12 protein-coding genes are annotated in these 21,601 nt (G+C 56.3%); 3 read left to right on the plus strand and 9 right to left on the minus strand.

Features of this window, described 5'->3' with window-relative positions:
• Positions 1-26 precede the first annotated feature (26 nt).
• The 6 genes from M0G74_RS12110 to M0G74_RS18380 form a co-directional block, all read right to left on the minus strand.
• Positions 27-2,276 carry a TonB-dependent receptor gene (locus tag M0G74_RS12110; RefSeq protein ID WP_248217325.1) on the minus strand — a complete coding sequence of 750 codons (2,250 nt, stop codon included), beginning with the start codon at positions 2,274-2,276 and terminating at the stop codon, positions 27-29.
• A gap of 356 nt (positions 2,277-2,632) precedes the next feature.
• Complete coding sequence (locus tag M0G74_RS12115) at positions 2,633-3,985, minus strand: cytochrome c (RefSeq protein WP_248217327.1); 1,353 nt, start codon at positions 3,983-3,985, stop codon at positions 2,633-2,635.
• Between the two features lie 2 nt (positions 3,986-3,987).
• A complete protein-coding gene (locus M0G74_RS12120; protein ID WP_248217328.1) occupies positions 3,988-5,595 on the minus strand; it encodes a GMC family oxidoreductase in 1,608 nt (535 codons plus the stop codon).
• 2 nt (positions 5,596-5,597) lie between these two features.
• Complete coding sequence (locus M0G74_RS12125; protein ID WP_160151905.1) at positions 5,598-6,059, minus strand: sugar dehydrogenase complex small subunit; 462 nt, start codon at positions 6,057-6,059, stop codon at positions 5,598-5,600.
• Positions 6,060-6,326: 267 nt separating this feature from the next.
• Positions 6,327-6,614, minus strand: coding sequence for a lipocalin family protein (locus M0G74_RS18375; protein ID WP_348983712.1), 288 nt, complete (start codon positions 6,612-6,614; stop codon positions 6,327-6,329).
• The gene (locus tag M0G74_RS18380; protein WP_348983713.1) at positions 6,518-6,862 is read right to left on the minus strand and encodes a lipocalin family protein; all 345 of its coding nucleotides are present in this window, start codon (positions 6,860-6,862) and stop codon (positions 6,518-6,520) included. The genes M0G74_RS18375 and M0G74_RS18380 overlap by 97 nt, the downstream gene beginning before the upstream one ends.
• A 221-nt stretch (positions 6,863-7,083) precedes the next feature.
• On the opposite strand from M0G74_RS18380, the gene M0G74_RS12135 reads away from it, so the two are divergent.
• From M0G74_RS12135 to M0G74_RS12145, 3 genes are read left to right on the plus strand one after another with little or no spacing between them, the layout of a single operon-like run.
• A complete protein-coding gene (locus M0G74_RS12135; protein ID WP_248217330.1) occupies positions 7,084-9,420 on the plus strand; it encodes a TonB-dependent receptor in 2,337 nt (778 codons plus the stop codon).
• A 32-nt stretch (positions 9,421-9,452) separates the two neighbouring features.
• On the plus strand, positions 9,453-10,325 hold the full coding sequence (locus tag M0G74_RS12140; protein ID WP_248217336.1) for an oxygenase MpaB family protein: 873 nt from the start codon (positions 9,453-9,455) through the stop codon (positions 10,323-10,325).
• A 37-nt stretch (positions 10,326-10,362) separates the two neighbouring features.
• A complete protein-coding gene (locus tag M0G74_RS12145) occupies positions 10,363-11,265 on the plus strand; it encodes an oxygenase MpaB family protein (protein WP_248217338.1) in 903 nt (300 codons plus the stop codon).
• Between the two features lie 17 nt (positions 11,266-11,282).
• Here the strand turns inward: M0G74_RS12145 and M0G74_RS12150 are convergent, their stop codons facing one another.
• The 3 genes from M0G74_RS12150 to M0G74_RS12160 form a co-directional block, all read right to left on the minus strand.
• Positions 11,283-11,867: a cysteine hydrolase family protein gene (locus tag M0G74_RS12150; RefSeq protein WP_248217341.1), complete on the minus strand. Its 585-nt coding sequence runs from the start codon at positions 11,865-11,867 to the stop codon at positions 11,283-11,285.
• A 143-nt stretch (positions 11,868-12,010) separates the two neighbouring features.
• Positions 12,011-15,934 (minus strand): GLUG motif-containing protein, encoded by a 3,924-nt coding sequence (locus tag M0G74_RS12155; protein WP_248217343.1) that lies wholly within the window; start codon positions 15,932-15,934, stop codon positions 12,011-12,013.
• A 3,041-nt stretch (positions 15,935-18,975) separates the two neighbouring features.
• A complete protein-coding gene (locus M0G74_RS12160; RefSeq protein ID WP_248217344.1) occupies positions 18,976-21,444 on the minus strand; it encodes a hypothetical protein in 2,469 nt (822 codons plus the stop codon).
• Positions 21,445-21,601: the final 157 nt, after the last annotated feature.

Below are 21,601 nucleotides of genomic sequence, written 5' to 3' on the forward strand. Positions count from 1 at the left end.
GAAGGTTAGTCCTGTGAGACCGGCGATCAGAACTCGTAAGCGACATTCACTCCGAAGGTGCGCGGCTGCCCCACATAGTAGAACTGGCCGCGCTCGCCGTAGCGTTTGGCACTGCGCACACCGTTGTAATACAGCTCGTTGGTGACGTTATCCGCGAATAGCGAAGCGCGCCACTGGTCCAGGCGATAGTCCGCCGACAGGTTGAACAGGTGGTAGTCCTTCAGGGTTTCGTTGTCGAAGTTGTCATCGAGGCTGTTGAGACGGGTGTCGACGGCATCCTTGTAATACATATTGCCGCGCAGGGTCAGCTCGCCGGTCGGTACCGCAACGTTGTAATCCAGCGCAAGGTTGTATTGCAGATTGGGCACGCCGGGGAAGCTGTCGCCGTCATAGCCGCCGATCTCCGGCGCATCGCCATCGAGTGCGTGGTCGTAATAGGTCACCCAGCCGTTCAGCATCAGGTTGTCGCTGAGTGCGGCCTGAGCGGACAGTTCGAGGCCACTGATCTGGCCCTGGCTGGCGTTTTTGGTGATGTTGATCGCCGCTTCCTGAGACTTGGTCGGTACCTGCAGATCGCTCCAGTCGATCATGAATACCGCACCGTTCAGGATGATGTTGCCGCCGAGGGTGGTGTGCCAGCCCAGCTCGTAGTTCACCACAGAGTCGGAGCTGAAGGTCTGCTCGCTGTCGAGCAGCTGCGGACCGGCGTTGGTGCCGCCGCGGCGAAAGCCTTCGGCCACGGTCGCGTAGAGCATGACGTCGTCGGTGAAGTTGTAGGCGGCATTCAGCTTGAATACGGTGTCGTCGATCTCGCCATCGCCATCGCGGCAGTCAGGATCGGTACCGGTGTAGAACGGCAGCATGGTGCAGTCGTAGGCGAATTTCTCTTCCTGCTGGAAGTAGCGCGCGCCCAGGGTGAACTGCAGCTGCTCGTTGGCGTGGAAGGTGGCTTCACCGTACACCGCCTGCTCTTTGAAGGTGCTGTCCGCATAGCGCCAGTATTCCAGGTCGCCCAGGCCAGTGGGAGACCAGTCCCATTCGTTCACCACGAAGTCGCCAAAGCCGGGCGTGTACTCACGGGCATCCAGCAAGGTGTCGGTTTCCTCGTAGTAGACGCCGGCGATCCAGTCGAGCCACTCGGGGGAGTTCTCGTCGGTGGACAGGAAACGGGTCTCGTGTACCAGGGACTCGGACTGATTGTCATCTACGGTGTATGCGGAGAACTGCGGGAAATCGCAATAGCCGCTCCAGATGTCTACACACAGCAGGTCGGTCTGGTCGCGGTTACCGATGCCTTCGTATTCCGCCACGGAGGTGGTGGAGAAGATTTCGATGGCGTCGCTGTTGTATCCCAGCTCCACGTTGAACAGGGTGTCCTTGTTCTCACGCACTTCTTCGTAGCGCAGGGAGGAGGTGAAGTCGTCCCCGGTAAAGCCCGGGTTCACCGCCTGACGGCCACCGGCCTTGGAATCCTGCAGGTAGTAGTTGGCCTGGGCGAAGAAGGTATCGGTCGGCTCCCAGCGCAGGGCGATACGGGCAGAAGTGGCTTCTTCGGTGTTGGCGTCCTTGATCTTGCGCTCGTCGTTGGAAACGCCCGGCTCAGCCAGCACGTTGTTGTAATCCACAAAGCCGGCATCATCCACGCGGGTACCGGACATACGCAGAGCCAGGGTGTCGGACAGCGGCAGGTTGAGTACGCCACTTACCTCATTGGAGAAACCGTCACTCTCGCTGTTCTTGTACACCTCGGTGCGCAGCGAACCCTCGGTAGCTTCAGTGTTCGGTTTGTTGAGGATATAGCGCAGGGTACCGGCCATGGCACCGCGGCCGTACAGGGTGCCCTGGGGCCCACGCAGGACTTCCACGCGCTCGATGTCCACCAGTTTGAAGTCGATCAGCAGCGGCGTGTCGTTGACGTAGCGGGAAATGATGTCCTTACCGCCCTGGTTCTCGGATGCTTCCAGGCCACCGACGTTCATACCGCGGAGGGTCACCAGACCGGTGCTGCGGGCGCCGGCGTCGATCATCTGCATGCCCGGAATGAACTGGGACATTTTGCTCAAATCGTCAGCGCCGATGTCGTTGATAAACTCGCCGGTTACCGCGGTTATGTTGTAGGGAATGTCCTGGATGCTCTCGGCGCGGCGACTGGCTGTTACCACGACTTCTTCGAGCACCGTTTTTTTTTCGGTTTCACTCTGTGCCAGCACCGCTACCGGTGCGCAGTTGACCGCGGCGATCGCCAAAGCCAGTAGTTGCTTGTTGGATGATTTCATCACTTTCCCCTTGGGTGTGTCGTCGTTGTTGTAAGTCTTGGGTCTCGCCGGCACAGCCGAGGCAATACAACGCAAATAGCGCACAGCCAGAGACTGAGCCGGGGTTGGAAGCTGGGAAAAAATCAGGCAGGAAAGGGCTGCCCGTTACCAGATCTGGTAACGGTCAACTAATTGTCGAACCACTCGCTGAGGTGGTAATCGCTGGAGCGCTTGCACTGCGGATCACCGACAGTGCCTTGGATGTGAAACATAAAGCCATTTATCTTAGGTTTATGTGTCGGTTCTACCGGATCAGAAGAGGCGACACAAGGTAAACCGTCGCCGCGGGATATTTTGGTAAAGTTTCTGTCAGAAAGTTATGGAATGGCAGTTTGCGGAGACGCCGCCTGATCAATTTTTACGGAAGCATCACTCGGTGGTGGCGCAGCGAACTGCCGGCGGAGGTATTCCAGTAGCTTGCTCAGATCTTCCTCGCTCAACTCGCTGGCGAAGCCTGGCATCATTTTTTCTTCGCCGTTCACGGTGCGACTTATGCCCTGCAGAATCGCCTGGCGCAGGTTGTGCTCGCTGGCCGCGCCGACGGTGGAATTACGGATCAGCGAGGGGTAATGGCCATCGTTGCTGCCACCGCCGTCGACACCGTGGCAGCTGGCACACAGCCCCAGATACAGGCGCGCGCCATCGGATCGCAGCACCGGGCTGCGGTCGATGGCCAGCAGGTTACCGCGCTTGATAATGACATCGGTGGCCGGTGTACCTCGCGCCTGTCGCGCTACCCGGTTTTTTCCACTGACCGGCGGAATACTGCGCAGATAGGTCACCATCGCGCGGATATCGGCGTCCGTCATTTTTGCAAAACTGTTTTCGATCGCCTCGGCCATGGGGCCGCCGGCCTGGGCAAGGCGATTTACGTGACCGGTTTTCAGATACTGCTGCAATTGCGCGGAAGTCCAGTCACCGATGCCACTCACCGGGTCGGGCGTGATGTTGTAGGCTTCCCAGCCGTCCAGTACCGGGCCGCCACTGAGATACCCCTTGCCCTTCTCGTCGTAGGCTTTTTCCTGTAACGCGATCCCCCGCGGGGTGTGGCATTCGCCGCAATGCGCCAGGCCCTGTACCAGATAGGCGCCGCGGTTCCACTCCGCACCCTGGTCCGGGCTCGGCTCAAAAGGTCCACTGGGCCTGAACAAGAAATTCCAGATTGCCAGCGGCCAGCGCGCACTGAGCAGCCGGGGAATCTTGTTGGCTGGCGGCGCTTCATGTACCGGCTCTATCCCGAACAGGAAATAGGCGTAGAGTGCCTCAATATCCTCATCGGTAATTTTGGCGTAGGACTCGTAGGGCATGGCGGGGTAGAGGTTGCGCCCGTTTTTGCCAATTCCCCGACGCAGGGCGCGCTCGAACTCCTCCAGTTTCCAGCCACCAATGCCGGTGTTGATATCCGGTGTGATATTGCTGCTGTAGAGGGTGCCCAGCTTGGGGATTTCCAGCCCGCGACCACCGGCAAAGGCGGTGCCGCCGGGTTTGGTATGGCAGGCCTGGCAGTCCCCGGCGATGGCCAGGTAGCGGCCTTTTTCGATGAGTGCTGGCTGGTTCAGTTCGGTATTCACTTCAGACACCGCGGCCTGATCCCAGATCTCCTGGGCGCTCAGCCAGGCCAGGGGCAACAGTGCACACACCAGTCCCGTGAGCGCCAAACGCCAGTGCATCCTCACGACTCCTTGATCAGCGTATCCGCCAGGCGCAGGGCCAGCGCGGCGATGGTGAGGGTGACATTGACGGTACCCACGGTGGGCATCACCGAGCTACCGGCAATAAACACATTGGGGTGATCGAAGGTGCGGCAGTCCTTATCCACCACCGAATCCTCCGCCCTGGCGCCCATGATGGTGGTGCCGCTGATATGGTTGTTGGGGGCGAAATCATCGCTATAGGCGATGTCGGTACCGCCCAGTACTTTGGCGATTTCGGCATAAGTTGCACGGGTGTGCGCGGCACTTTTCACCACATAGTCATCGATGTGGTAGGTAATTTCCGGCCGCGGGATGCCACTGGCATCTTTTTCCGAGGTGCTCGGGCGGATGCGATTTTGCGGCAGTGGCAGTATCTCGTGGAAGCTGTTGAACTCCACATGGCGCGCAGCGCGATCCCGGAGCCGCACGGTGAGTTCGGGCACATCGATGGGCTCCCGCTGTTGCAGCACCGCGCGGGCCGCCTTCTGTACCGCGGAGATATTCGACAGGTGCAGTTTCTTGCCCGCGTACCGGGCGCGGAAATCGCCGTCGCGAAAGCCGACCATCGAGGTCATTTCCTGGGGACCGCGCCCCGGCCACAGGTGCTCATCGGCGTAAAAACGCACTCCGGTCCCCGGGTGGTCCATCAGATTGCGCCCTACCATATCCGAGCGATTGCCCACCCCGGTGGGATTGTGGCGGCCGTAGGACATCAGCATCAATTTTGGGGTTTCGATGCCGTTGGCGGCGAGAATAAAGTTTTTGCCGGTAATCCGATAATTATTGCCCAGCGGATCCTTGTACTCGGCGGCGATGATTCGATCCCCCTCACTCACCAGCCGGTTTACCACCGCGCTGTGGATAAGTTCGGCACCATTTGCCTCGGCCTTTTCCACATGCACTATGCCGTTGTACATGGCGCCAATAGGGCAAATGGGCATGCAGTTGTTATTGCCACAGCAGGTGGGGCGGCCGTCATAGGGGCGGCTGTTGCGCGCCACCGGCTCTGTCACCACTCGCCACGCCGGGTTGTAGCCATTCATGCGCTCTTTTACCCGCGCCTCGTTGTACGACAGCGGCAGAGGTTGCATGGGGTAGGGTGCCGAGCGCGGTGAGCTCAGTTCTTCGTCTGCAGGTCCCCAGACACCCAGCTCCTGCTCGGCGCGCTGGTACCAGGGTTCCAGCTCGGCGTATTCAATCGGCCAGTCGCGCCCCACGCCGTAAAGGCTGTTCAATTTGAAATCGCTGGGTAAAAACCGCCAGCAGGAGGCAGCCCAGTGCCAGGTGGTACCACCCACGGCGCGGATATATTGCGAGTTGAATGGGTGGCTGCCTTTGAAGATCAGGTAGTCATTCGCGAATTCACCGTATTGCGGATGAGGTGCCCAGGGGGCGGACTGATACGCCGCCATAAAGTCCGATTTGTCGCGCAGGTTGCGAAAGCGCTCCAGCGTCTGCCAGCGGGGAACCCTGGGGCCGGCCTCGAGGATAAGCACCGACTTTCCGGCTCGCGCCAGCTCATTCGCCACCAGCGCCCCGGCCACGCCGGAACCGATCACCACATATTCCGCTTCCTGGCTCGCCAAACTCACGACTCCCCAAAATTTGCATGTGGTGCCGCAGCCCAGTCACCGGGTTTGCCATAGCAATAACTGGGTACCGGGAGCACATCCGCGGTAAGCCGGTACATGAGTGCGCGCTCGAAAGTCACCAGTGTTTTGCCCACCGAACCGAGGTACCAGGCGGACACGATCAGCTGTGCCACCGGTGAGTGCCGCTCGGCAGGACCGGGGTCATCGGGCATCAAATCCAGCTGCTGGGGAAAGCTCGGAAACTCGCTGTTGAGCGCTGCCAGTAAACGCGCGGCCACGCGTCGATCCAGCTGGGTATTCACCGGCAGCGGCTGCAGCAGTTTCTGTGATACCTCGAAAAACTTGCCCAGGCGACGCCCAGCCTCACGGGTGCTGTCCGGCAGAGTGTCAGACTGCGCGTGAAGCAGGGCGGCGGGTAACAGCGCCAAACCGCCGCCAAGCAGCAACTGTGTGTGCACGAACCTGCGCCGCGCCGGCGATCGAGGAGAGGATCGGCCGCTAACGCCGCCGTCGGCTGTAGAGAATTTGGAAACACCAGCGCCCACACCGCCCCTCACTGTGCAACGATTAATCCGTTACAGCCAGTATAGATAAGGCTCCATAAGCGGCGGTCAGGAGAAAAATCACCCCTGACTTTCTTCTCTTATAAAACAGAAAAGCCAGGGGCCGGGATTAGGGGGCGGATTTTGAGGCCGAGTTTAGGGATCAGACACCGATGCAAGGATTTACTCGGTCGGCAGCGGTGACTGTTCCACAAAGATCAGCGCATCGGCGTCAAAGCCCAGTTCCGCAGCGCGCTGCAAAAACCGCTGTTTCAAGGAGGCATCGACGGTAGGCGTGCGCGACAACAACCACAGATAGGAGCGGTCCGGCCCAGACACCATGGCGTAGCGATAGTCGTCGTCCAGTTCGAAAATCACATAGGAACCGTAAAAGGGTCCGAAGAAAGAGACCTTGAGGTGCCCACATTGGGCGCGCCAACAAAATAGGCCTTGCCCTCGGACTGCTGCCACCGGGCGCGCTCGGCATCAAACCCGCGGTTCACCACTTTAACGCCGCCGTCATCCCGCAAGCTGTACTCCGCCGTTACCCGGCTCAGGCCGCGCTCGAAAGAGTGATCCAGGCGCGCAATTTCATACCACTTGCCCAGATAGCGATCGAGGGTGAAATCATCGATGGGCGCTACCCCCTCGGGAACTCCGGTACAACTCGCGGCAAGCAGGCTACACAGCAACAGCAGTAGCCCAGCAAGGTTTTTCATATCCCACCTCAAAGTCATTGATACGCAGCACGGGGCAACCGGATCAGGTCGCTCATCAGGAATGATTAAAGCCCACCGACGACATCTGCTCCGTTGAAATTCATCCAAACGGACGAATCAATTTTTGATGCCCTGCGCATACTGGCCCAATCCGGCTCAATAACCACAACGATACAAATATCACGAGACAAACATAACAAAAGGATGAGAGGGAAGCCGCCATGCCGATGATGAAACGCACAACACCACCACCCCTGCGCACATGGACCCTGGTCACCAGCGCCCTGGCCTCGGCCATTGCCGCCGCGATACCGGTGGCTGCAGCCGCCCAGGAAAAACTGCAGCTGGAAGAGGTCGTAGTTACCGCCCAGCGTCGCGAACAGAGCATGCAGGATATCCCGGTGGCGGTCACCGCCGTTACCGGCGAGGAACTGGCGGCGGCCCAGGTCGACAGCATCGCCAATATCCAGCAGATTTCCTCCAGCGCCCGCTTTGCGGTGGTGAACAGCGCCGCCAACAGCGCCAATATTGTGATTCGCGGTATCGGCACCGTCGGCAACAGCCGCGCCTTTGAAGGCGCGGTGGGTGTGTTTGTGGACGGCGTCTATCGCACCCGCGCCGGCCAGGCGATGCAAAACTGGCTGGATATGGCGAGCCTGGAAATCCTGCGCGGCCCCCAGGGCACCCTGTTCGGCAAGAACACCTCGGCGGGCGCACTGATCCTCAACAGCAATGCCCCCGATACCGATGCCTTCACCCTGGATTACGAAGTGGGCGTGGGCAATTACGGCAACCAGCTGGTGCGCGGCGCGGCCAATATGCCGCTGAACGATGACTGGGCCATGCGCGTGGCCGCCATCTGGGGCAGTGAGGATGGCTATATTGAAGATCCCAATGGCGGCGACTACAACGGTCGCGAGCCCCGCGGTACCAAGGTCCAGTTCCTGTACGACCCCTCGGAAACCTTTTCCAGCCGCCTGATCCTCGACTGGTTCCAGGAAGACAATAACTGCTGCTACGGCCAGGTGGATGCCATCGACGGACCCACGCAGCCGCTGATCAACGCACTGGTACAGGCCCAGGGCAAACAGCTGCCGTCGGAGAACCTGCGCGATTACCAGCAGGTGTTGAGCAACAAGACCGACCAATCCATCGAAGACAAGGGCGCGGTACTGCAGATGGCCTGGCAGCTGGACGGCGGGCGCACCCTCAAGTCCGTATCCAGCCTGCGCGACTGGCGCATCTCCCAGCAGGGCATGGACGCGGACTTTGTCGGCGCGAATATCCTGACCATCAACGAGTCACTGCAGACCAAGTTGTTTTCTCAGGAGTTCACCCTGAACGGCGACCTTCAGCAAGTCGGCCCCTTCGCCAGTGCCGACTATGTGGTAGGGCTCTACTATGCCGATGAGGACATCGACGCCCACCACGAACTCTGGTGGGGCGACCAGGCGCAGTTTTACTGGGATACCCTGTTCTTCCAGCTCTACGGCTACCCGCCCGGAACCGTGGACGCCACCGAAGGGCAGTGGAGCGATGTGGATATGCCCGCAGACAGCATTTCCTACGCCGCCTTCAGCCACTGGAACCTGGACATCAACGAACAGTGGAGCCTGACCGCCGGCCTGCGCTATTCCCGCGACGAAAAGAACGGTGCCATGTTCCGCAACAGCTTCACCGAGGCGCGCAACGCGGTATTCCGCGTGCTCACCGCGCAGCCGGGCCCCGAGTTTGACGACCACTACGAAGAGGACGCCTTCAGCGGCTCCCTTTCCGCCCAGTACCACTATTCAGACCGGGCGATGGCCTACGCCTCCTACAGCCGCGGCTACAAATCCGGTGGGGTAAACATCGACAACAGCGGCGCCGGCACCAACCTGAATAACCCGGAAGAAGTGCCCGGCGCCATCCCCGAAGATCCCAGCTACCATGCGGAATATATGGACGGCTACGAGCTGGGACTCAAGGCCGAATACTGGAACGGCCGCGCGCGCAGCAACCTGGCGCTGTTCTATAACGACATCACCGACTTGCAACTGGCCCAGTTCCAGGGCACCAAGTTCACCGTGGACAATGCGCCCGAGGCCACTGTTTACGGCCTGGAACTGGAAAACCAGTTCCTGCTGAACGACACCTTCTCGCTGATGTTCGACCTGACGCACCTGGCGGAAGCGCGCTTTGGCGACGACCCGGTGCTCGGATTCCTCGCCGAACGTCGCTTTGCCATGGCACCGGAGCTGTCCGCCAACCTGGCACTGGATTTCGAGCGTCCCATCGCCAGCGGCCTCAACCTGTTTGGGCGTGTAGGGATGGTGTACAACTCGGAAATTTTCTCCAACACCTCCAACGACCTGAAGGTGGATGCGCAGAGCGAATACACCGCTAACATCGGCGTGCGCCCGGACGCTGCCAACTGGTCGCTATCCGCCTGGTGCCAGAACTGCGGCGACAACCGCTACGCCAGTGTGCACTTCGACTCACCGCTGCAAGCCGGGGACTACAATGCCTACGTGTCTTACCCCCGCACCTATGGTTTAACGTTGCGTGGCAACTTTTAGGGCCTGACCTTGCGAGGCAATTTCTGAGATTTATGGATTTTATTGAACAAGCCGTAAACCGGCGAATGGGCGACGAGCGCTTCGACTTCCGCCAGCCGCCGGGAGAAGCGGCCCTGCTCCCGGCGGACTCGGTTACCTGGCGCATCTTTAAGAATCCGGTGTCCATGTTTGTCGGCGGTATCACCGCCGTCATTCTGGAACTGGCGGAGCCACGGGTGCGCGACGGGGTGTGGAACAACACCAGCTTCCGCACCGACCCCATGGGTCGCCTGCGCCGCACCGGTCTCGCCGCCATGGTCACCGTGTACGGACCGCGCAGTAAAGCGGAAGCCATGATCGCCGGCATCCGCCGCATGCACGGAAAAGTCTCCGGCGTTACCAGCGAGGGTTTTACCTACAATGCCAACGACGAGGAACTGCTGAACTGGGTACAGGCCACCGCCAGTTACGGCTTTCTGGAAGCCTACAGCCAGTTGGTGAAGCCTCTCACCGATGTGGAAAAAGACAGCGTCTACCGCGAAGGCAGCCTTCCGGCAAGCCTCTATGGCGCACTGGGAGCGCCGCGTTCACAGGCAGAACAACAGTCGCTGTTTGCAGCCGTGCAACCGAAACTGAAACCCACGGACGTCATCGGGGAATTTCTTGAGCTGATGCTAAGCACTCCGGTATTCCCGAAACTCCTGCGACCCTACCAGCACCTGCTGGTGCGCGCCGCCGTAACGATACTGCCAGCGGAAACCCGACAGCACCTAGAACTCGACGCCCCGCGCTGGCAGCTGAAATCCTGGCAGCATTCCCTGATCAAACTCAGCGGCCGCCTCGCGGATCGACTGGTAATCAAGGCAAGTCCCGCGGTCCACGCCTGTCAGCGACTCGGCCTGCCCGACGGATTTCTCTACAAATAGTTTTTAAAAAGAAAACGCGGGTAATGAGGCGGGGGCAATGTTGAGGAGGAAACACATTCGCCGGGAAATAGACCGGCTAAATCCATTTGCTGATCACTGCGAAATTGTCCGACTGATCGTGTGTGACGGCTTTTTGTGGGATTTCAATCGCGCCCTGGAGCTGGCCCTGTTTCGCACATTCGCCTCGCCCAGCATCAGCGGCCTGCTTGCGCGTACCGGGGAATTTACGCGCAACGGCCAGAAGCGCTACGACGATACCTCGCTACTGATGCTTCAGCTGCTGCGCTATGGCTACGACAGTGTGGAGGGAAACGCGGCACTGGCCAGAATGAACCGCACCCACGGGCATTTTGCCATCGCCAACAGAGACTATCTGTTCGTACTTTCTACTTTCATACTGGATCCTATCGACTGGATTCAGCGGTTTGGCTGGCGCCGTCTGACGGGCAAAGAACAGGAATCCCTGTTCCTGTTTTGGTACCGGGTTGGCGAAAGAATGGGGATTCGCAATATTCCCGAGTCACTGCTAGAACTGCGCGGCTTCAGCGAACAGTATGTGCGGGAGCAGTTCCGGTTCAGCAACGCCAACCGCAGCGTATCCGACGGCACATTCGGCGTTGTGGAATCCTGGCTTCCGCGACCGCTGCGACATTTTGTACGTCCGGTTTCCGCCGTGTTATTGGACGAAGCAACGCGCGCTGCCGTAAAGCTGCCGGCACCGAATCGCTTTTATCGGTTAATCGTGCCGGGCGCGCTGAAATTGCGCGCGAAGTGGCTGGCACTCTTTGGCAGGTCCGGAGAGCCAGCCTGGCCCGATGGATATCGAAGTTACCCGCAGGGTTATACCATTGAAACACTGGCACCGAAGCGGATTCTGGAAGTGGAGCAACAGGCTTCAAACAGCAGAAAAAACCCGACCGACAGAGAGACGGTGGAGTAGGGATACCAGCACTCTATTTACCTCGCCGTTTCGCGCAGGCTTCCCAGTAATTGCTCTGCAGAACAAACCCTGCTGTATTCACCGTCAAGATTGCTCAGAAAAATCCAGTGCACGTCTTCAGCGGCAACGAACTGGCCATCAAGGCGTGTTAGCGGAAATGCCGCGGTGGCATCCGCGGGAATCAAAACGCCATAGCCCAGACCAGCAGCTACCCGCACCGTTGCATCGATGGAGTTATTCGTCAGTACGCCACAGATAACCAGCTCATTGATTCCTTCCCCGTTGAGCCAGTCTTCAAGTTCTGTACCGATAAACGCGCAGTTTTCCGATTTGGTAAATACCTGCTCATTCCCCAGGGGCACGACTTCGCGCTTGAAATCAAAATACGGAGAGTCCTGGTGATAGGGCGATTCGGGAAATTTCGACGCGTGGCGTACGTGGATAACGGGTAACTGGCTATTGCGCCAATACTGCAGCAACTGTGCGATCACCCTTTCCGCATCGGGGTTGTTGCGATTACCCGTGTCGAAGTGGTCTATCGCCTGCTGCACATCAATAACGAGCAACGCCGGGTTGGCCGTCTGGAATAGTTGTTCGGACATTGTGAATTTCCGGAATCTGATCGGATTGACGCTGCAGGCTAACGGAAATTGGCCACTGGTTCAGCTGAACTTTTCCATTGCTGAAACCACATAAACGAAAAAGCCGGTGGGTTCGCCACCGGCTTTACTTGCCAAACTGAGCGCTAGCAGGCCGCTAAACGCCTGCGCCACAGGCCACCCAGCATCAGCAGGCACAGCAGCCAGAGTCCTGCACTACCGCCGCTGGAACCGCCGGATTTACTGGTGCCCGGATTTACTGGTGTCTCTCCGCCGGTATCTTCATCACCCGCATCTTCGTCACCCGCATCTTCGTCACCCGCATCTTCGTCACCCGCATCTTCTGCGGCCTCCAGGGTGAACATGAAGGTAGCTTCTTCAGAAGACAACATCGGATTGCCATCGTCCGTTACCACGACACTAACGCTGTAGTCACCCAATGCCATGGATTGCGGATCAAATGTGAAAGACGCCTGATCGCCGGGTGTTACCGGCAACTCACTGGTGTACCACTGATAGCTGTGGTTATCGCCACCGTTAACGTCCGTCACTACAGCACTCAGGGTCACCTCACCGGCATCGCTGATAAATGCGCTACCGGCCTCGTCGCCTTGGGTGGCAGTGATGCTTACTTCCGGCGCCAGATTGGTATCGGTAATCGTCACACGGTGTCTTTGCTGATCACTGTCAATCGGCATCTCGAAAAGCGTATCACTGCCGGCCAAGGCTGCCGCCAGCTCGAGCGTCAGATACTCATCCGGCTCCACAAGATCATCCCCGGCAATGGGCAGCAGCACCGCGGCATCACCCAGTACATCGGCAGACTCAATAGTGAGAATCAGCTCATTCAGGTCGACTCCACTATCACCCTCAACGATGAAGTCCGCTGCAGTCACATCACTTTCGGATTCAACCCAGCGAACCATGACGGAAATGGGATACTCGGGCGAAGGACCTGACAGGCCAACAGCCACCGGCGCCTGACGCTGCTCACCGGTAATGGACTCAGCTTCCACAAACCGGATTTGCGGGTAGACCTTGACAATCTGGGCCATTGGCTCGGAGCGGTTACCCGCATCGTCTACCGCAAACCACTGCAGCGTCAGCGCACCGCTGGGGAGCGATACCTGCTGATCCACATTGCGCACCAGAAGTTCACCATTCAGTTCCACCTGGTACTCCAGCTCGTTGTCGAAGCTATCGTACGCTTGGGCTTCCAGTACATTCAGGGTAACCAGAGTGGATTCACCGGTGGCCGCCACACTGATGGCTTGCGGTACTTTCACCATCTCCGGCGCATCGGCATCTACCGAGCGATCCGGATCATCCGGGTAGGCATCCTCATTGTTTGCCACCCCGTCGTTGTCGGTGTCGTTCAGCGAAGTATCCAGTGTCAGGCCAGAGGCGGACTGACAGGCGCTGTCGCAGGTATCAAGCCAGGCATCCGGCAGGCCATCGTTGTCGGCATCTACGGATGCGGCGGCATCGAGAGGGAAGGCATCTTGCGCATTGGTTACACCATCATTGTCGTTGTCGTCATCCAGTATGAGGCCGGAGGCGGACTGGCAGGCGCTATCACAATCGTCGTTCCAGCTATCTGGTTGGCCGTCACCATCGGTATCAACGGATGCGGCGGCATCTAGAGGAAAGGCATCTTGCGCGTTGATTACACTGTCATTGTCGTTGTCGTCATCCAGTAAGAGGCCGGAGGCGGACTGGCAGGCGCTATCGCAATCATCGTTCCAGCTATCTGGTTGGCCGTCGCCATCGGTATCAACGGACGCTGCCGCGTTGGCTGGCAGATCGTCGATATCGTTGGTGACACCATCGTTGTCCGTATCGTTCAGGGCCGTATCCAGTGTGAGACTGGAAGCAGCGCGACAAGCGCTATCACAAGCCGCCAACCAGGCATCTGGCATCCCGTCGTTGTCGGTATCTACAGAGGCGGCGGCATCTAGCGGGAAGGCGTCTTGCGCGTTGGCTACGCCATCATTGTCATTGTCGTCGTCCAGGGTGAGACCGGAGGCGGACTGGCAGGCGCTATCGCAATTGTCGTTCCAGCTATCTGGTTGGCCGTCGCCATCGGTATCAACAGACGCTGCCGCGTTGGCTGGCAGATCGTCGATATCGTTGGTGACACCATCGTTGTCCGTATCGTTCAAGGACGTATCCAGCGTGAGACTGGAAGCAGACTGACAGGCGCTATCACAAGCCGCCAACCAGGCATCTGGCATCCCGTCGTTGTCGGCATCTATAGAGGCGGCGGCATCTAGCGGGAAGGCGTCTTGCGCGTTGGCTACGCCATCATTGTCATTGTCGTCGTCCTGGGTGAGACCGGAGGCGGACTGACAGGCGCTATCGCAATCGTCGTTCCAGCTATCTGGCAAGCCATCGAGATCGGTGTCGATAATGGCCGCAGCGCTATCGGGGAAGCGATCGAGTACCAGGCCACTGGCTGTGCGGCAGTCGGCTTCACAGCCGGCTTTCCAAAAATCCGGAGCGCCGTCACTATCGCTGTCTACGCTCGCAGCAAACTGCTTAGGAAATGCGTCATCATCGTCTTGTGCACCGTCACCGTCACCGTCTCGATGAACTGTGCCGTTCAGCACCAGGCCGGGTAGTTCTGTGGCTGTACCGAAATCCCAGTACATATTGCCGGCATCGTCGATTGCATTGGACCATTCGGTATACAGGGTATTCTCAGCACAGGTCGTGTTGTCAGCACTGGTTGGGCACTGCAGTTGCGCGAGGACAGCAGAAGTCCCACCGCGGGAACTGGATCCAGCCCCCGATGTATCTTTTGCCCAGTAACTATTATTGACCTGCGTTTCATATCCGTAGAATCCGTAGCCAATCAACCCCCCATCAGAGAGACGTGCAGACACTAGTGCCGTATTCAGGCTGCCGCTAATTTGGCTATATTGAGCTTCGCCGACCAGGCCACCTACATCGTCATCGCCGGCTACGGAACCCGTCACATAACTATTGCGGATCTCGGAGTAGTAGCTATGGCCGACTACACCACCAATATCATCGTTGGTACCCGTAACAGAACCGCTGACGTAAACTGCCGTAATATTGCTGTATAGCGCATAACCCGAAACGCCTCCGACGTGGTCATATCCTTCGATATTCATCAACGGCCCGGCTAGTCCCAGCTCTTTGATGTCCGCTTCTCTTAGATATCCGAACAAGCCCTGAGAGTACGAATTCGGGCGAGCGATCATCAGGTTGCGGATCACATGACCGTTGCCCTGAAGCAATCCACTGAATGCGTTATCAACACTGGTACCAATCGGCTTCCAACCTTGGCCTTCATTCCAATAAGTATCGTTGCTGTCGAGAATACCATCGCCGTTGGTATCGAAATCCAGATCCGTAATCAGTTCGTATCCTACGCATCGCTCTTGCAGCAGACCATTCACGGGAACTTGAGGGCAGCCCGATGTATCCAGTTCACCTTCGGCCGTGAGCTTCTGACCTGCGCCATCGAGGCTATGGCGAATGGCATCCAGTTCTGCCCAGCTAGCAACATCAATCAAGCCATTGGAATTTGCATCCGCATCGACAATGCCATCATTGTTATCGTCATCATCGAGTTTATTGGCAATGCCATCGTTGTCGGTATCGTTGGGGAAACTATCCAGTGTTAAACCGGAATCGGATTGGCAGACGCCGTCGCAACCTTCGGTCCATTGATCGGGTAAACCATCCCAGTCGACGTCGACTATAGCTGCTGCAGAGTCTGGGAACTGATCCAATACCAGACCGCTGGCGGTGCGACATTCGGCATCACATCCAGCCGTCCAGCGGTCAATGGCACCGTCACCATCGCTATCGACACTTGCCGCAAACTGCTCGGAAAATGTGTCATCAGTATCTTGAGCACCATCACCATCGCCATCGCGATAGACGGAACCATTTAGTACCAGCCCGGGAAGTTCAGTAGTAGTACCGAAATCCCAATAGGCATTACCCTGAGAGTCCTGATAAGCGGACCACCCGCTGAATAGTGTGGAGCTGGTACAGGCTGTATCGTCTGCACCAACTGGGCAGCGAAGTGCGCTCAATGTAGTCTTTGTACCAGGTCCGGAAGCTGAACCAGTTAAGTCTGAAGCCCAGTAACTGGTTTGCGCAGACCCAGAAACACCTACCAATCCGCCAATTCTATCGGGGTCTCCGTATACGTATGCCGTGGACAGACTTGCTGTTACATCAGCGCCCCGGCCGACCAGGCCTCCGACGTAGCGATATCCAGTTACAGATCCAGTTACATAACTGGCGGTGATGCTAGTGTCAGGCCCTCCCCCCAACAGGCCTCCAATATAAGATCCGTAGCCCTCTATAGATCCGCTAACAAATGTCGCCGTGATATCACTATTCTGGGCAGATCCAACCAGACCGCCAACGTAACTTCCCCCTTCAATGGCGGTTAACGGCCCACTGATACCAAGCTCTTTGATAGAACTATTGTGAATCGCTCCAAACAAACCTTGGTAGCTTGCACCCGGCCGAGACAGCATTAGGTTGCGGATTACATGACCGTTGCCGTGAAGGGTACCAATAAAGGGGTTGTCAGGCGTACCAATCGGCTGCCAGCCCTGGCCCTCATTCCAATAGGCGTCGTTACTGTCTAAAGAGCCATCTCCATTAGTGTCAAAATCCAGATCCGTAGTTAATTCATAACCATGACAATGCGCCTGTAACACTCCGTTATATAAAACCGGGGGACAACCTGATTTATCCGCCTCCCCATCAGCTGTTAACCGACGGGCGATTTCCCTGAGGCCATAACGCACAGCATCCAGTTCAGCAAGTGAGCGAATTTCAATTAAACCATTGGAGTTGGCATCCGCGTCGACAGTACCATCGTTGTTGTCGTCATCGTCAATATGATTAACGATACCATCGTTGTCAGAATCGTTAAGAAAGCTATCCAGTGTTAGGCCGGAATTAGATTGGCAGACGCTGTCGCAACCATCGGCCCATTGATCGGGTAAACCATCCCAGTCGGCGTCGACGATGGCTGCTGTAGAATCAGGGAACTGATCCAATACCAGGCCGCTGGCGGTGCGACATTCGGCATCACACCCAGCCGTCCAGCGGTCAATAGCACCGTCACCATCTCTATCGCGACTCGCCGCATAGTGTGTGGGAAATGTGTCATCAACATCCAGAACACCATCGCCGTCACCATCGCGATAGACGGAACCATTCAACACCAGCCCAGGAAGTTCAGTAGCGGTGCCAAAATCCCAATAGCTTTTTCCCTCGCTATCAGTGTGATTAGACCAATTCTCAAAAAGGGTCACATCCGAGCAACTGGAGTTTGTTGCGCTAGTTGGGCACTGAAGCTCAATTAGGGTCACTCCCTGTCCGGCGCTACCAGAAATTTGACCGGAGGTGTTCGTCGACCAATGGTTTGCGCTACTACCAGAAAACCTAAGATTACTAACTAATCCTGCGGCTTCGCTGCCAGTCACATAAGCAGTAGACAGGTTTGCAGTAACGGTACTCCCACTGTTACCACCCGCTAGACCACCGACTTTAGAACCTCCAAATACTGATCCTGTTACATAATTGGCAACAACCTCACACCTGGTTATGAAGGCAGCCAAACCACCGACGGATTCTCCGAGACTATTGACAGAACCAGTAAAAAAATTACCTATTAGTTGGCTGTCGAAAACACCGCCCACTAAGCCGCCAACTATTCTATTTCCATTAACGGAACCTGTAGAATAACTCGCTATAATTTGGCTGTCGTTTACAAAACCCACCAATCCGCCAACGTAGTCTGCACCCTGAACAGACATCAACGATCCACTTAATCCCAATTCACTTACAGAAGCATCCTGGAAAACACCAAAAAGGCCCAGAAAGTCTTTATTAGGACGTGCAATCATCAAGTTGCGAATAACATGACCATTGCCTGAAAAAACAGCTGCATAACGACTTGAGTAATTGCCAATTGGATCCCAACCCTCACCCTCATTCCAATATGCATCACTACCATCAAGCACCCCATCCCCATTGGTATCAAAATCCAAATCCGTGGTGAGCTCAAAGCCAGTACAACCCTCCGTAGGGCAACCATCACTACTTCCATAGAGTGAAGTGCCATCTAGATTATTACGGATTTCGTCTAAGTCGGCCCAGTCATTGATTTCGATCAGGCCGTCGTCATCGACGTCGTAGTCTGCGCGGCCGTCGGCGGACCAGGCTTGCTGGGCCGAAAGCAGTAGGGAAACGCTTAGGGAAAGGAATAAGAAAACAGCGCGCGGCATTGCACTCTCCATGTGGGCAGCTTTTGGGCTTCCAGCCCGATCGGATTTGTATTTTTATTACCGCCCGTTGACGAGCGATAAAAAATAGTCGGCGACCTTAACAGAATACTGCGCCACGCAGAAAGTCGTTTACTGATGAATAGTGCTGCCCGACAAAATAATTGGCGCGATTTTAATCCTATAAAAAATCACTCTGATATTTATCGATAAAATTACATTGAATTACAGGTAATTAGCACCAATGTTCTAATTTATACCGGAGGTTTTCACGGTCGCATATTTTATAGAGCAAGAAATTTTTCGGTGAAAAATAAATGGAAGAGGGACAATGGTACCAAAATAATTATTCTTTCTATCGAAAGAAAATTCTTAAAAAAACCAATTAAATTTTAATTTAAATCTGAAAAGATAAAGCCGGTAACAGTAAGAGATCGTTAAAAAGGGCCACAATTCGTACCCGGTTTATTTACATTTTATGAGCACATTCGTCGAGCAGCTAGACCAGTAATAGTCCAGTGGCCTTTCCACCATATTAGCTTACATCGGGTTGAGTTCGATATCGCGTTCGCATCCCGCAGGTAGGTTTCCGACTGAAGCAGGCAAGACTTATAGTGTCCCCCCTAAAGAGTACCGGACTTACCCAAACGGCTATGTAATTGAAGATCTAGTGCCGCCACAACTTTTACAGGTGGAGCACCAGGGAGAAGGGCGGGAAATAGAGAAAATCGAGCAATAGTGGTTATCCAGTAACCCCTTCAGTGATTGCAGCCGTTGCCTTGCAGAGCAGAGCACACCTCGCTCAGCCCAACTAAGCACTCGCCGGCCTACTTTTCCTCGTATCGCAACATCAATACATGATCGTCTTCCTGGTTGATACCGAGATACACCAGATGATCACCCGCGCTCAACAGGTTGTGTTTATACCCCTCCGGAACTGTCATGTGTCCCATTACTTCGCCAGTAGAAGCGTACCGAGAAATACGATTTTCTACTTCACTGAGGTGATAGATATTTTGTCCCCGCCAGACAGAATTGGCCGGTGAGATACCCACCATTTCCGCCAGAAGATTCTGGTTGCGGTCAATAATACCGGCACTGGTCAGGGCAAACTGACCATCTGCGGAAACAGCGGGCCAAACGCCCGTCTCAAGAAGGGTACTGGTACAGGGGTCACTCTCAGGGTCGCCACTGCCAGTGTTAACGAAGGTACTGGTTACATCGTCAAAGTGCACTCCCCAGGTACAGAAGGGGGCTAAGTGACTTGGATGGAGCAGGACATCATCATCTTCAGCGGCGTAAGCTTGCGGTACATCACTAGTATGGCGGTCGAGTACTTCCCCATCCGGACCAATGGCTACATAGTCCCACAATTCGTTGTCGACCGTTTCCAATATCAGCGCGGATTGCGTTTGATCTTTCATGCCGAGCCAGTGAGTATCTTCAAAGCCAAGGGCGTCAATCTGATCGCCGTTCAGGAAAACGGTTTCCTCAAATCCATCCACCAAGCTAAGTTTGCTAACACCAACTGTGCCTCGCAACGTATCGTAGAAAACATAAGCTCCATTCTGTGAAGATGCTAATGCTAGCCTCATATCCGGAAATATAAACCCGTCCGTAAAGGGCTCATAATTAAAATAGACCGGCTGCAGAAAATGTCCGGCATTGGCATCCCATCGATGAACTCTCGCAACATCCTTATCCCAGTAATACAGGATGCCATCTTCTGCCAGTGAGAAGCCCCATGAATCTGTTGTTGAGCTTCCCCAGAAAAAAGTGACATGGTCCGGACCTCGCCGCATATTCCAGCGATCTACACCTTCACTTTTCAGCATTACTCGGTGAAGACACTCTTCACCATTGGTATCGCTTTCTATACTGCACAGGAAGTCCAGGGGCTGTGCGTCGTCCTCATCCGCAACCTGGTCACCATCGTCATCCTGATCGGCGTTATTACCGATGCCATCGCCGTCCGTGTCTTCCCACTCATTGGGATCGCCGGGCCAGAGATCGTGATAATTGCTGACGCCGTCACCGTCGATATCGTCGTCATAGATATCCAGCGTGCCATCGTCATCCTGATCCCGGTAAACGGGCACTTCCACCACTAATGGCTCTGTGGTTGTCTGTCCATGCGAATTAAGGGCGGTCACTTCAAAGCGGTAGACAACCAGCGCTCGATCGAGCGTGGACGTGAGAAGATAGCTACCCGCATGGCTCTGCTCCAGCTGGTAATCGGCGGTGCCTTCGAACTCGGTGCGCGGGTCCGACAGGTCGCTACCCAGCACCTCTTCTACGCTGGCCAGTTCCAGTGTGTACCCCAGCAGATTGCCACCGGGATCGCGGAGAAGGGGTGCCACATCAAAGGCGACGCGATTGTGACCTTGTTGTTCCGCGTCTGCATTCGGGTCCAGGCTGGTACCGCGCTGCACCGGTATAGCGAATTCTCCACGGAGAAAGGGCTCCTCCTCGAATTCATCGAACATGGCGAACAGAGTATTGTCGCGAAGACCGTCGCCATCACCGTCAAATCCGAGCAGCATGTAGAGGCTGTCAGGGTAGGTACCACCCACAAGTGCGTCGACACTGGCAATGGTGGCACCTGCAAGGTTGACTTCCAGAGGGTCCTCCGGTTTTGCCACAGTGCCGGTTACCACAACACTACCGTCAGGAATCGACAGGGTGCCGGACAAGGCTTCAACCGCGCGGTCAAAGTCAATCCGATAATTGCCCTGGTATAAATCGAAGTGCAACTGTTCCGCACGGATATTGAGACCACTGCTGTCGCGGATGGACAGATCCAGCAGTACATCACCGGGGCGATAATCGGCACTGGAGTCAATCACCTCGACAACGCCATCCATTGTCAGGCTATCGCCTTCGGCGGCTACCCGATATTCATCGTACTCGAGGCGCACCAGACGCTCGCCAGATTCGTCTTGGAGAAAACTCTGGCGCTGGGCACCGGACAAAGTGGCGCGCCCTTCGATACCCTCCAGATCTTCGACACAATCGGCATAAAACGCCGACAAAACCGTATCGCCAGCGGAGTAACGCAGCTCAACCGTACCGCCGTGTCGGCATTCGAACACCCCATTGTGGACGTCCTGTGAATAGAAACCCCAGGCATCTAGGTAGGAATATGAGTAATAGAGCTCCTGCGCCAGTGCATAAAACTCAAAGAAAGTGCCAGATAGCAGAGGGGTGTTTTCCAGGGTGATTTCCACCGCAGGACTGTCGATGGCGATGCGCTCGCGCAATTGCTGCGGGGTGGCTGTGAATTCGGATGGAGGCAATGGTTCTGGCTCCCTCGGCTCATTGCCACCAGAGTCCGAACTACCGCCACCGCCTCCGCAACCGGCAAGTAGCAGGGTCAGGCCAAGCGTGTATGAAAAAAATCTCCCCGAAGCTTCCATTTTATGTATTTTTATTCCATAGAATTAAATTGGGTTG

Origin of the sequence: Microbulbifer sp. CAU 1566 (assembly GCF_023156515.1) — a bacterium.
GTDB lineage: Bacteria > Pseudomonadota > Gammaproteobacteria > Pseudomonadales > Cellvibrionaceae > Microbulbifer.